The 12,754-nt window shown below is 68.3% G+C and carries 13 protein-coding genes; 7 read left to right on the top strand and 6 right to left on the bottom strand.

The window, feature by feature from the left end; translation table 11 throughout:
• The first annotated feature begins 6 nt into the window (after nt 1-6).
• The 3 genes from ACWDUA_RS21195 (at nt 7) to ACWDUA_RS21185 (ending at nt 3,063) form a co-directional block, all read left to right on the top strand.
• Nucleotides 7-858, top strand: a complete 852-nt coding sequence (locus tag ACWDUA_RS21195) for a carbon-nitrogen hydrolase family protein (protein ID WP_449752985.1) — start codon at nt 7-9, stop codon at nt 856-858.
• A 76-nt stretch (nt 859-934) separates the two neighbouring features.
• Entirely contained in the window at nt 935-2,122 is a 1,188-nt protein-coding gene (locus tag ACWDUA_RS21190) for a DNA polymerase IV (RefSeq protein ID WP_449752984.1), read from the top strand.
• A complete protein-coding gene (locus ACWDUA_RS21185) occupies nt 2,119-3,063 on the top strand; it encodes an esterase/lipase family protein (RefSeq protein ID WP_449752983.1) in 945 nt (314 codons plus the stop codon). Before ACWDUA_RS21190 ends, ACWDUA_RS21185 begins: the two co-directional genes overlap by 4 nt.
• A 224-nt stretch (nt 3,064-3,287) precedes the next feature.
• Here the strand turns inward: ACWDUA_RS21185 and ACWDUA_RS21180 are convergent, their stop codons facing one another.
• The 4 genes from ACWDUA_RS21180 to ACWDUA_RS21165 all read right to left on the bottom strand — a co-directional run bounded on the left by ACWDUA_RS21180 (nt 3,288) and on the right by ACWDUA_RS21165 (nt 6,813).
• Complete coding sequence (locus ACWDUA_RS21180) at nt 3,288-3,902, bottom strand: TetR/AcrR family transcriptional regulator (RefSeq protein WP_449752982.1); 615 nt, start codon at nt 3,900-3,902, stop codon at nt 3,288-3,290.
• Nucleotides 3,903-3,994: 92 nt separating this feature from the next.
• Nucleotides 3,995-5,635: a SulP family inorganic anion transporter gene (locus tag ACWDUA_RS21175; protein ID WP_449753009.1), complete on the bottom strand. Its 1,641-nt coding sequence runs from the start codon at nt 5,633-5,635 to the stop codon at nt 3,995-3,997.
• A 41-nt stretch (nt 5,636-5,676) separates the two neighbouring features.
• Nucleotides 5,677-6,051 carry an ArsR/SmtB family transcription factor gene (locus tag ACWDUA_RS21170; RefSeq protein WP_449752981.1) on the bottom strand — a complete coding sequence of 125 codons (375 nt, stop codon included), beginning with the start codon at nt 6,049-6,051 and terminating at the stop codon, nt 5,677-5,679.
• 276 nt (nt 6,052-6,327) lie between these two features.
• Nucleotides 6,328-6,813, bottom strand: coding sequence for a SixA phosphatase family protein (locus tag ACWDUA_RS21165; RefSeq protein ID WP_449752980.1), 486 nt, complete (start codon nt 6,811-6,813; stop codon nt 6,328-6,330).
• Between the two features lie 92 nt (nt 6,814-6,905).
• Between ACWDUA_RS21165 and ACWDUA_RS21160 the strand changes: the two genes are divergently transcribed.
• The gene (locus ACWDUA_RS21160) at nt 6,906-7,790 is read left to right on the top strand and encodes a DMT family transporter (protein WP_449752979.1); all 885 of its coding nucleotides are present in this window, start codon (nt 6,906-6,908) and stop codon (nt 7,788-7,790) included.
• Between the two features lie 12 nt (nt 7,791-7,802).
• On the opposite strand, the gene ACWDUA_RS21155 is transcribed toward ACWDUA_RS21160, so the two are convergent.
• Nucleotides 7,803-8,261: a flavodoxin domain-containing protein gene (locus ACWDUA_RS21155; RefSeq protein WP_449752978.1), complete on the bottom strand. Its 459-nt coding sequence runs from the start codon at nt 8,259-8,261 to the stop codon at nt 7,803-7,805.
• Between the two features lie 157 nt (nt 8,262-8,418).
• Here ACWDUA_RS21155 and ACWDUA_RS21150 point away from each other — a divergent pair, with 157 nt between their 5' ends.
• Genes ACWDUA_RS21150 through mmsB form a run of 3 tightly spaced genes read left to right on the top strand, consistent with a single transcriptional unit; the run spans nt 8,419 to nt 12,052 of the window.
• Nucleotides 8,419-9,954 carry a CoA-acylating methylmalonate-semialdehyde dehydrogenase gene (locus tag ACWDUA_RS21150; protein WP_449752977.1) on the top strand — a complete coding sequence of 512 codons (1,536 nt, stop codon included), beginning with the start codon at nt 8,419-8,421 and terminating at the stop codon, nt 9,952-9,954.
• A gap of 12 nt (nt 9,955-9,966) precedes the next feature.
• Nucleotides 9,967-11,145, top strand: coding sequence for an acyl-CoA dehydrogenase family protein (locus ACWDUA_RS21145; RefSeq protein WP_449752976.1), 1,179 nt, complete (start codon nt 9,967-9,969; stop codon nt 11,143-11,145).
• A gap of 37 nt (nt 11,146-11,182) precedes the next feature.
• Nucleotides 11,183-12,052, top strand: coding sequence for a 3-hydroxyisobutyrate dehydrogenase (gene mmsB, locus ACWDUA_RS21140; protein WP_449752975.1), 870 nt, complete (start codon nt 11,183-11,185; stop codon nt 12,050-12,052).
• 139 nt (nt 12,053-12,191) lie between these two features.
• Here the strand turns inward: mmsB and ACWDUA_RS21135 are convergent, their stop codons facing one another.
• Complete coding sequence (locus ACWDUA_RS21135; protein WP_449752974.1) at nt 12,192-12,695, bottom strand: MarR family transcriptional regulator; 504 nt, start codon at nt 12,693-12,695, stop codon at nt 12,192-12,194.
• Between the last annotated feature and the right edge of the window lie 59 nt (nt 12,696-12,754).

The following is a 12,754-nucleotide window of genomic DNA, read 5'->3' as shown; positions in this document are numbered from 1 at the left end:
GGGTAGATGAACTCGCACACCGACTCGCTGCGACTGGCGTTGTGGCAGTGCGCACCGATCGACGATCCGACGATCTCTGACGCAGATGTGGTGGAGCACAACCTCTCCCGTCTCGAATCGGTGCTCGTCGAGGTCGCCGGACGTGCGGATGTGCTGATCACCCCGGAGATGTTCGTGTGCGGCTACCACCTCGACGCCGCGCAGGCGCGGGCCCGCGCCGATACCGCGGCCGGGCCGATCGCGACGCGGGTGGCCCAACTGTGCACCTGGTACGGCGTCGCCGTGCTGTACGGGTGCGCGGAGCTCGACCGCCCGGCGGATGGGGAGGATGCCGACGGTTCGGAAGGGTCGGTGTACAACGCGATCAGGCTCGTCGATGCCGGCGGGCACCACCTGGCCACCCACCACAAGACGCACCTGTTCGGTGACATCGACGCCCGTGCCGTCACCGCCGGCACACGACCGCCGCCCGTCGTCGAGTTCGGGGGCTGGCCTCTCGGGCTGCTCACCTGCTACGAGGTGGAGTTCCCGGAGATGGTGCGCAGCCTCGCGGTGCGTGGCGCCGATGTGGTGTGCGTACCGACCGCCAACATGCCGGCCTACGACGAGGTGCAGCGAATCCTGTTGCCCGCCCGGGCACTCGAGAATCAGGTGTTCCTCGCCTATGCCAACCATGTCGGTGCCGAAGCCGATCTCGCCTACGGTGGGCTCAGTGAACTCGTCGGACCCGACGGCACCGTGATGGTGCAGGGCGACCGCGACGAGGAAGTGCTGTACGGCAGCTGCGATCGCGCCGAACTGGACCGCTCGAGGGCCGGGCACACCTATCTCGCCGACCGCCGGCCGGAACTGTATTAGGGCATGTCTCCCGAATCCGCCGAACCAGCGTGGTGGTTCGGCACCGGTGTCGGGCCCTCGACGTATCCTGGCCGATGTGAGCGAGCTCAGCCCACACCGATACCGGTGGCTGCTGCACATCGACCTCGACCAGTTCCAGGTTGCGGTGGAACGTCTGCGCAGTCCGGACCTCGTCGGCGAGCCGGTGATCGTCGGCGGCAACGGAGATCCCACCGAGGCGCGCAAGGTGGTCACCTGTGCGTCGTATGAGGCCCGCGCACAAGGTGTGCGCGCGGGGATGCCGCTGCGCAGTGCCTACCGCAAACTGCCCGACGCCGTGTACCTCCCGCTCGACATGCCCGCCTATGACGCGGCGTCGGCACAGGTCATGGACACCTTGCGCGGCTTCGGACATCCGGTGGAGGTGTGGGGCTGGGACGAGGCGTACGCCGGTGTGGGTGACCTGGACGCGTCCGGCCGGGCAGACGGCGCGGCGCCGGACCAGATCGGCGACACACAGATCCTGCAGATCGCCACCGGCATCCGGGCGGCCGTCGCGGAGCGGTGCGGCCTGGCGAGTCGGGTCGGGATCTCCGACAACAAGCAGCGCGCCAAGATGGCCACCGGGTTCGCCAAACGCGATGTCACCGGTGTTGCATCGGGCCTGGCCCTCGACCTGCCGCCCAAGGTGTTCCTGCTCGACGCCCGCAACTGGATTCCGCTGATGGGCGCGGCGCCACCCATCGATCTGTGGAGCGTCGGACCGCGCACCGCCGACAAACTCACCGACATGGGCATCGGCAGCGTCGACGAACTCATCGCCACACCCCGCGAGGCCCTGATCGAGCGGTTCGGGCCGCACCAGGGCAACTGGTTGTATGTGCTGTGCCGTGGTGGCGGTGACGCCACCATCACCGTCGAGGAGTGGGAGGCCAAGTCGCACTCCAAATCCCGGACCTTTCCGGCCGACCTCACCGATCCCGATCAGACTGCGACAGCCGCAACCGAACTCACCGATGAACTCCTCGAACAGGTCCGTGCCGAAGGGCGTGTGGCGTTCCGGGTCGCCGTCACCGTGCGCACCTCGACGTTCTACACCCGCACCAAGTCGAAGAAGCTCACCGCCCCGACCACCGACCGCGACGCCGTCGTCCCGGAGGTCGCCCGTCTGCTGACGAAGTTCGAGCAGGGACGCCCGATCCGGCTCCTCGGCGTGCGCCTCGACCTGGTTCCGGCAGACGGGCAGAACAGGGTAGACGAGCAGAACAGGGAGGCCACGTCATGACCCGATGGTTCGGTATCGCGTTGATCGCCGTGGTGGCCGCGCTGAGTGCCACCCCGGCACGCGCGAACGCCGCCCCGCAACCGGTCACCTATTCCTTCTTGTCCGGCATCCAGGCCGAGTTGGCCCACCCCGGCGGCTCACTGCCCGGGACCAACGACTTCGACTGCCGCCCGAGTCGGGAGCATCCGCGGCCGGTGATCCTCGTCCACGGCAGTGGGGGTGGGCGCCAGACCAACTGGGGCACCCTCGCCCCAGTCCTCGCCAATGCCGGCTACTGCGTCTATGCCCCCACCTATGGGGCGCTGGGCGACGTGTGGCCGGTGTCGGTGCTCGGCGGTCTCGGCCCCAAACCCGACAGTGCCTGGCAGCTCAAGGAATTCATCGACCACGTCCGTGCCGCCACCGGCAGCGATCAGGTCGACATCGTCGGACACTCGCAGGGCACCGAGATCCCCACGTACTGGCTGAAATACCTCGGTGGACGCGGGCACGTCGCCCACTACGTGTCACTGGCGCCATACTGGCGGCAGGGTCCCGACGACGATGACGCCCGCGGCGGGGCGATCGCGGAATTCCGTACCCTGCTGGGACTTCCGCAACCCACCCGGCCGGCATGCCCGGATTGTGTTGCACCGCCCGCAGATCTGGATTTCAATCGCGCGGTCCGCGAACCGACGCCCTACCTGTCGGGTGTGCAGTACACCAACATCGTGACCCGTGACGACGAGATCGTCACCCCGTACGACGTCGGTATCCTGGCCGGTCCGCCGGGAACGTCGGTACGCAACATCGTGGTCCAGGACGGCTGCCCGATCGACCACTCCGACCACATGTCGATCGTGGCCAACCGGCGGTCGTCGGCCATGGTCCTCAACGCACTCGACCCGGCGCACCCACGACCTGTGCCCTGCGTACCCGTGGCACCGGTACTGGGCGGGTGAGTGGCACGATCCGAGACGTGTCGAATCCCCTGTCGGCCGATGTCGGGTACGTGACCGCGTCGGGGGTGTCACCACTCTGCGTGGGTTGCGGGGATTTCGACTCGGGTCCTCGCGTTGCTCGGTCCCGGCTCAATCATCGTTCGGGGATGCGGCCGGCGCTTGATCATCGGTGGTGGATGCGGCCGCGGGCTGGATCATCGTGTGGGGATGCGGCCGACGCTTGATCAGCGTTCGACGTAGGTGCTGATCATCCGCACGAAGGCGTCGATGGTGCGATCCATCGAGGCCTTGTCCGCGGTCATCACGTAGCCCATGGTCAGGCCGTCGGTCACGGCGATGACGGTCGGGGCGATCTCCTCGGCCGGCGCCGACCAGCGGAAGCCGCCGATCCTGGCGAACTCGTGCAGCATCCGGATGACCAGCTCGTTGTAGCCCTTGTAGAGGTGCATGGCCAGCGGCTCCAGGCCGGGCGTCCGGCGGGCGAACAGGCCCAGCGACAGCAGCGCGTACTCGCGGGTGGGGTTCTCGACGACGTCGGTGGCGAAGGCCTCGATCCCGGCCCGGGCCACGTCCTCCGGACGCAGGTCGTCGATCGCTCCTTGCGCCTCGAGCGCCTCGACGCGGGCGGTGAGTGCGGCCAACTCCTCGTTGATCCCGTGCTCGACCACGGCGGCGAGCAGCTCGTCACGGTTGTCGAAGGCGTAGAACAGACCGGATTGGGGGACGCCGGCCTCTTCGGCGATCCGCCGGGTGGTCGCATGCTCGACGCCTTCGGTCGCGATCACCCGCAGCGTGGCCTCGATGGTCAGTCGGCGTCGCTCCGCGACGGACAACCGCATGCTTCTGTTCCTTTCGGTCGGTGACACCCGGCCGTTCAGGTCGGTGTGCTCCCGATGGCCGCGCCCGGATCGCCGGGCAGGATGGACAAATCCTAGCCTGACGAGTCCGGTCGGGCGGCGAGGGCCACATGCCTGCGGGCGTGCGCGACGGCATCGTCGAGTGAATCCATCAGATGATTCTCGTGCCGGAGCGAGTCGATCACTCCCACTCCGGTGAGCAGGGTGAGGTGCTCGGACCGCACCCCCTTGATGATCACCGTGATCCCACGGGACTCCAGGTCGGTGACGATCTCGGCCAGGGTGTGCGCACCGGTGGCGTCGAGCATCCCCAGGTGCGACATCCGGATCACCACCACCGACACCGGGGCCGCGTCGGCACCCTCGCTGATCGTCGTCGAGATACGCTCGGCCGCGCCGAAGAACATCGCCCCGTCCAGCCGCAGCAGGGCGATGTGCTCGTCACCGGGCTGCGGCGGTCCGGGCAGTGGTTCACGGGTCACACTGGACCGGCGCGCCACCTGCCGCAGGGCGAAGAACGCGGCGACGACGATGCCGATCTGCACGGCCTCGATCAGGTCGAAGCACACCGTGACGACCGCCGTCAGGACGAAGATCGCCGCGTCGGAGCGGGTGGACCGCAGGATCTTGCGGATCGTCGACGCCGAGATCATCCGGAAGCTGGTCACCATCAGAACCCCGGCGAGCGCGGCGAGCGGGATGGTCGCCACGGGACCGGTGGCCAGGTACACGACGCCGAGCAGGAACACGGCGTGCACGATCGCCGACACCCGGGTACGGGCGCCGGAGCGGACGTTGACCGCGGTGCGCGCGATCGCGCCGGTGGCGGGCATGCCGCCGAACAGACCCGACGCCATCGACGCCAGGCCCTGGCCGGTCAGTTCACGGTCGGGGTCGTACGGGCCGGTCGGCGACATCGTCGCGGCCACCCGCGCCGACAGCAACGACTCGATCGCGGCCAGCGCGGCGATCGCCAGCGCGGCACCCAGCAACGACTGCAGGGCCGCGGGGTCGAGATGCGGCAGCGCCGGCGCGGGCAGCGACGACGGCAGCTCGCCGATACTGGCCACGTCGACATGCGCGAAGTGCACCACCAGGGTGACCACCACGATCGCGGTGAGCGACTCGGGGATGGCGCGGTGGATGCGGGGGAGGACGGCCATGAGCACGGCCACCGCGGCGACCACTCCGAGAGTGGCCGCGGCGTCCGCCCAGTCGGCGTGCACGATCACCGTCCACGCCGCGGGCAGGGTGCGCTCCCCGGCCGGGGTGGCCGACGCGAAGGCCGCGGGGATCTGCTGCAAGAAGATGATGACCGCGATACCCAAGGTGAAGCCCTCGATCACCGGCCACGGGATGAAGGTCACCGCGCGGCCCAGGCCGACCACCCCGGCGATCATCACGATCAGCCCGGCGAGAACCGACACCAGGGCGATGCTGCCCAGGCCGTGATCGGCGACGATCGGTGCCAGGATGACGGCCATCGCACCCGTGGGACCCGACACCTGCACGTGGGAGCCGCCGAAGATCGCGGCAACCAGGCCCGCGACGACCGCGGTGATCAGCCCCGCGGCCGCCCCCACGCCCGACGAGATGCCGAAGGCCAGTGCGAGCGGTAGGGCGACCACCCCGACGGTGATGCCGGAGACGATGTCGATCTTCCACGACGACCGCAGACCCGCGTAGTCGCCGGGACCGGGCAGCAGCCGACGCAGGCGCCGGGCGGTCGTGGCCACCCCGGCAGCAGCTGTCGGGGTCACGGCCGGGTGACCGGCGGCAGCGACGAGATGGCGTCGAGTTGCTCGCGGTGGGCCTGCAGGGTGTCGGCCAGGAAGGTGCGGGCGATCACCAGCAGCTCGGAGATCTTGGGGTGCGCCAGCTCGTAGAACACGGCGTTGCCGGTGCGTTCGCCGCGCACCACATGATGGCGTTTGAGCACGGCGAGGTGCTGCGACATGGTGGTCGGCCCGATGTCGATGATCGACAGCAGTTCGCTGACCGGGGTGGGGGCGTCGTTGGTGCTGAGCACTTCGAGCACGCGGATGCGCGCGGGATGGGCGAGCGCCTTGAACAGATTGGCCTTGATCTCGTAGAGCGGCTGGTCGAGGCTCGGCTGACCGGTGAGCGGCACGGGGTACTCCAGGAGTCGGGATCGCGCGGTATCGACATGTCGATACCGCACACCGTAGATGACGGAATATCGAATTAAGAAATATCGTAAACCACGATACCGAAAGGTCGGAGATGTCACCCGCGCGGCGGACCCCCGAACGCGGGACACCGCCGCGAATGCCCTCTGAACGGGGGACACCGGGATGGGGGACACCGGGATGAGGGACACCGTCAGGAGCACACAGGGGGGGCACGGGGATGGGAGCCTCCGGCCCGGACGACGCTCCGGGTGCGATCAGGCGCGGGGGATGCGCACCCCGAGCAGCTGGGCCTGCGGGTCGGGGCCCAGGCCGATCTCGGGCCATTCGCTGCCCACGGTCACCACCGCATACGCCGACGTCGGGAACCGTGGGATGTCGCCGTCGGGGTCGAGGGTGAGCGCGGTGGCGGGCATTCCCGGTTCGTGTCCGACGACGAGGACCGTCGACGCATCGGCCGGGACATGGATGCGCAGTGATTCGAAGATGTCGGTCGGCGTGCCGCCGTAGATGTCGTCGAGGAAGGTGGTCGGCGCGGTGATGCCGGTGCATTCGAGGGTCTGGCGGGTGCGCGTGGCCGTCGAGCACAGCACTGCGTCGACGCTCAGGCCCTCGTCGGACATCCACTGTCCGGCCAACGCGGTCTCCCGGATACCGCGGTCGGCGAGCGGACGTCGGTGATCACCGACTCCGGCCGGGTAGGCGGACTTGCCGTGACGCAGAAGGATCAGGGTGCGGGTCATGGGTGGATTATCGCCAGGTCCCAAACAATCCGGCACAGATCAGGGTGTCCTGACGCGCTTGTGTGACCGATTTCTGTTCTAGCCTGGTGTGCGTGCATTCCTGGGTTCCCGCGCTGCTCGCCGTTCTCGCGGCGTTGCTGATCGCGTCGGGAACCGTCCTCCGGCAACGTTCGTCCCGCGAGTCCGGGGCGATCACCTGCGGATGGTGGCTGGGGGCCGGGATCGCGATCTGCGGTTTTGCCCTGCAGGCCGCGGCCCTGGGACTGGGCTCGATCCTGCTGGTGCAACCGCTGGTGGTGCTGGCGGTGTTGTTCGCCCTGCCGCTGGAGGCGTGGGCCGATCACCGTCACCCGGCGGCGCGGGAGTGGGTGTGGGGCGGGGTGCTCGTGATCTGTGTGGGCACGTTCCTGGTGATCGCGAGACCCGAGCCGTCGATGCGACGGCCCGACGACCTGGTCATCTGGATCAGTGTGGCGTGCGTGATCGCCCTGGTGGCGCTGTGCGTGTTGTGCGCACGACGATCCAGCGCGCACTATCGGGCGCTGTTCTACGGGCTGGCGGCGGGCACCCTGTTCGGCGTCAGCGCGTTGCTGGTCAAGACGATCGTCTACCAGCTGATCCATCATCCGGCGCACATGCTGCTGCACCCCGAGGTGTACCTGTTCGTGGTGGTCGCGACGACGGCGGTCGTCGCCCAGCAGAAGGGCTTCGGCGCAGGCGACCTGCAGACGTCGTTCCCCGCGATGAACGTGATGGAACCTGCTGTGGCCATGGTGCTCGGCGTGATCCTGCTCGGCGAGAACCTCAAGGTGTCGGTGCCCACCGCGCTGTTCCTCGGGATCGTGCTCGCGGTGATGATCCGTTCGGTGGTCGAACTCGCCAAGGAGTCGGCGGTCCGCTGCGGCCACCTGCCGGCCCCGGCGGTCCGCTCGGGACCGGCCGGGGTGGCCGGGGACGGTGTGTCGATCAGACCCTGACCCGGGAGGCCCTCAGACGTTCGCGGTCTCGATCACCGCGAGCAGTCCGCGAGTCCACTCGGTGGCCTGCACGCCGGGCTTGACCGGCGACGAGTTGTCGTGGCGGGCGTGCTCGCCGACCTGGGTGGCACCGCGTGCGCCGAGTTTCTCGGCCATGATCTCGCCGCCGCGGTTGAAGGTCTCGCCGTAGACGGTGTCGCCGAGTCCGAAGACGGCGAACCGCAGGCCGGTCAGGTCGGGGGCGACGCTCTCGAGTTCGTCGACGAACGGCTCGGCGCCGGTGGGCAGCTCGCCCTCGCCGTAGGTGGAGCAGACGACCACCAGGAAGTCGGCAGGGTCGAGATCCTCCACCGCGAACTCGCTCATGTCGTAGATCGACGGATCGTGGTCGGCGGCGAGAACGTCGGAGATCGCATCGGCGACGAGTTCGCAGTTGCCGGTCTCGGTGCCGTAGAGGATGACGACGGCCATGTGGTGCTCCTTTGAGGGAAAAGTCGAGGCAAACGGTAATGAGGGTATCCTAAGCGGCCACTCCGCCGGGATCCGCCCCTTCCCAGAAATACTTGGATGTCCTAGTATTAGCTCTGTCAGTCAGGAAATCTCCGACAGAAGTCCAGGTGATCTCGCGGTGAGCGCAACATCTTCCCTTCCGACCATCCCGCACTACCTCAACGGCGCCAAGGTGACCGTCGACGCGGGCCGGCACGCAGACGTCTTCAATCCGAGCACCGGCGCGGTCGCCTCACGTGTCCCGCTGGCCACGACCGCCGAGGTCGCCGCCGCGGTCGCCACCGCCAAGGAGGCCCAGAAGGAATGGGCCGCCTGGAATCCGCAGCGCCGGGCCCGGGTGATGATGCGCTTCGTCGACCTCGTGAACAAGCACGCCGACGAGCTGGCCACCCTGCTCTCCCTCGAGCACGGCAAGACCCATCCCGACGCGCTCGGCGACATCCAGCGCGGCATCGAGGTGATCGAGTTCTCCATCGGTATCCCGCACCTGATCAAGGGCGAGTTCACCGAGGGTGCCGGCAGCGGGATCGACGTGCACTCGGTGCGCCAGCCGCTCGGCGTCGTCGCCGGGATCACCCCGTTCAACTTCCCCGCCATGATTCCGCTGTGGAAGGCCGGACCGGCCCTGGCCTGCGGTAACGCCTTCATCCTCAAGCCGTCCGAGCGCGACCCGTCGGTGCCGGTGCGCCTGGCCGAACTGTTCACCGAGGCGGGCCTGCCCGACGGTGTCTTCCAGGTCGTCCACGGCGACAAGGAGGCCGTCGACGCGCTGCTGACCCATCCGGACGTCAAGGCACTCGGCTTCGTCGGCAGCTCCGACATCGCGCAGTACATCTACGAGACCGCGGCGTCCAACGGCAAGCGTTCGCAGTGTTTCGGTGGCGCCAAGAACCACATGATCATCCTGCCCGACGCCGACCTCGACCAGGCCGTCGATGCCCTCATCGGCGCCGGTTACGGCAGCGCCGGCGAGCGCTGCATGGCGATCAGCGTGGCCGTCCCGGTCGGCGAGCAGACCGCAGAGCGGCTGCGCGCCAAGCTGATCGACAAGGTCAACGCGCTTCGCGTCGGACACAGCCTGGATCCCAAGGCCGACTACGGCCCGCTGGTCACCGCCGCCGCCCTCGAACGTGTGAAGGGCTACATCGGCAAGGGCGTCGAGGAGGGTGCCGAACTGGTCATCGACGGCCGTGCGCGCGTCGCCGACGAGCAGACCTTCGACGACGACGACCTGTCGAACGGCTTCTTCATCGGCCCGACCCTGTTCGACCACGTCACCAAGGACATGGTCATCTACACCGACGAGATCTTCGGCCCGGTGCTGTCGATCGTGCGTGCCGCCGACTACGAGGAGGCCCTCGCGCTGGCGTCGGATCACCAGTACGGCAACGGTGTCGCGATCTTCACCCGCGACGGCGACGCCGCCCGTGACTTCACCGCACGGGTCGAGGTGGGCATGGTGGGTGTGAACGTGCCGATCCCGGTCCCGGTGGCGTACTACACCTTCGGTGGCTGGAAGCGGTCGGGCTTCGGCGATCTGAACCAGCACGGTCCGGCGTCGATCCAGTTCTACACCAAGACCAAGACCATCACGTCTCGCTGGCCGTCGGGTATCAAGGACGGCGCCGAGTTCGTCATCCCGACGATGGACTGAGGCGTCCAGACGATGACGACCTTCGCCGACCGCGGCATGGCCGGCGGACTCGACGCCGACGAACGGGTGATCGTCGAGACCGCCGCCGACTTCGCGGCCAAACGACTGGCGCCGTTCGCGCTGACATGGGATGCCGACAACCACTTCCCGGTTGCCGAGCTGCGCGAGGCCGCGCAGCTCGGCATGGGGGCGATCTACTGCTCCGAGGATGTCGGTGGATCGGGTCTGCGCCGCCTCGACGGGGTGCGGATCTTCGAGCAGCTCGCCTATGCCGATCCGGCCGTCGCGGCCTTCCTGTCCATCCACAACATGTGCACCTGGATGGTCGACCGGTACGGCACCGAGGAGCAGCGTGCGCACTGGGTACCCAGGCTCGCGGGCATGGACACCATTGCCAGCTACTGCCTCACCGAACCGGGTGCCGGATCGGATGCGGCCGCGCTGGCCACCCGCGCCGAGCGGGTGGGGGACGAGTACGTCCTGACCGGTGTCAAGCAGTTCATCTCCGGTGCGGGCAGCTCCGACCTGTACGTGATCATGGCGCGCACGGGTGACGCAGGCCCCAAGGGGATCTCCACGTTTCTGGTCGAGAACGGTTCACCCGGACTGAGTTTCGGGGCCCAGGAACACAAGATGGGGTGGCATGCGCAACCCACCGCACAGGTCATCCTCGACGAGGTGCGGGTGCCGGCCACGAGCCTGCTCGGGGCCACCGAGGGGATCGGGTTCGGCATCGCGATGAACGGGCTCAACGGCGGCCGACTCAACATCGCGGCGTCGTCACTCGGTGGCGCGCAGGCGGCCTTCGACAAGGCGGCCGCCTATGTCGCGTCGCGAAAGGCCTTTGGGCAGAACCTGATCGACGAGTCGACCATCCGGTTCACGCTCGCCGACATGGCCACCTCGCTGCAGACCTCGCGGCTCATGCTGTGGCATGCGGCGTCGGCCCTCGACGCGGGTACCGCCGACAAGGTGGAGCAGTGCGCGATGGCCAAACGCTACGTCACCGACGCGTGTTTCACCGTCGCCGACCAGGCGTTGCAGCTGCACGGCGGCTACGGGTACCTGAACGAGTACGGAATCGAGAAAATCGTCCGGGATCTGCGCGTGCATCGCATCCTGGAGGGAACCAACGAGATCATGCGCGTGGTGCTCGGACGCTCGATCGCGTCGAGGTTCGCGGGCAAGTGATCACACGGATTCGACACACACTAGGGGAGTTTCGGCAATGACGACGATCGCCTTTCTGGGTCTCGGCAACATGGGCGGGCCGATGGCGGCCAACCTGGTCAAGGCAGGACACACGGTGCACGGGTTCGACCCGGTCGCCGAGGCGGTGAAGACCGCACAGGCCAACGGGATCGAGACCTTCCCGACGGCGGTGGAGGCCGTCGCCGCCGCCGAGGTCGTGATCACGATGCTGCCGAACGGGGCATTGGTCAAGAAGGTCTACGACGACATCCTGCAGGCCGCGCCCACCGGGGCGCTGTTCATCGACAGCTCCACCATCTCGGTGGCCGACGCCCGGGCGATCAACGCCAAGGCGGCGCAATCGGGCTACGCCCAGATCGACGCCCCGGTCTCCGGTGGCGTCAAGGGTGCCACGGCAGGCACCCTGGCGTTCATGGTCGGCGGCAGCGACGAGGCCTTCGCCGCCGCTCGTGGCGCCCTCGATCCGATGGCCGGCAAGATCATCCACTGCGGTGCCACCGGCGCCGGCCAGGCGGCCAAGGTGTGCAACAACATGCTGCTGGCCGTCCAGCAGATCGCCGTGGGCGAGGCCTTCGTGCTGGCCGAGAAGCTGGGGCTCTCGGATCAGGCGCTCTATGACGTCGTCACCGGGGCGACCGGCAACTGCTGGGCCATCGAGACCAACTGTCCGGTCCCGGGACCGCAGCCGACGTCACCGGCGAACAACGACTACAAGCCGGGCTTCGCCACCGCACTGATGCACAAGGACCTGGGGCTGGCGATGGATGCCATCGCCGACACCGGTTCCCGCGCCCCGCTGGGTACCCATGCCGCCCAGTTGTACAAGGCGTTCGCCGAGCAGCACTCGGATCTGGACTTCAGCGCGATCATCACCGCACTGCACTGAGTCCCGGCAGTCCGGCTCCGGATTCGAGCGGTCAGACCCGGTAACAGACCCTCGGACCGCGAAGCGCCCGTCCCGAACCTCGGGGCGGGCGCTGTGGTTTGTGGACGACCCCTCGGGCGGTCTGCTTCGGGCGTCCCCGTCAGAAGTCCCCGTTGTGCTTGCGCAGCGACTGGATCGCCCCGACCAGGCCGGTCATCTCGTCGTCGGACATCCCGACGTCGGCGAACACCTCGTCGTTGAGGGTCCGGGTGGCGTCCTCGACCGTCGTGCGCCCCAGCGTGGTGATCTCGACCAACGTGGTGCGGCCGTCGGTGGGATGCGGGAGCCGGGTGACCAGTCCGCCCTCCTCGAGACGACGGATCGCGTGGGTGACGCTCGTGACGTGCACCTGCAGGCGGTCGCTGGCCTTGGTGATGGGCAGCGCGCCCTGCCGCGAGAATGCGAGGAGCCGCAGGAGCTCGAAGCGCGAGAAACTGAGATCGAAGGGCCGGAGTGCGGTCTCGACGCGGGCGAGCAGGATCTGATGTGCGCGCATCACCGACGTCACCGCCACCATGCCGTCGGCGACCTCGCCCCAGCCGGCCGAGGTCCAATTGTCCCGCGCCTCGGCGATGGGGTCGAAATCCATGCTGCGCCCTGCCATGACAACACCCTAATCGGCCGACGTCGTCGCCGATCGACGGCGTGCCGACGCGTCTCCTC

It is taken from the genome of Gordonia sp. NPDC003376 (assembly GCF_053589235.1).
This window is presented reverse-complemented; position numbering and strand designations above follow the sequence as displayed.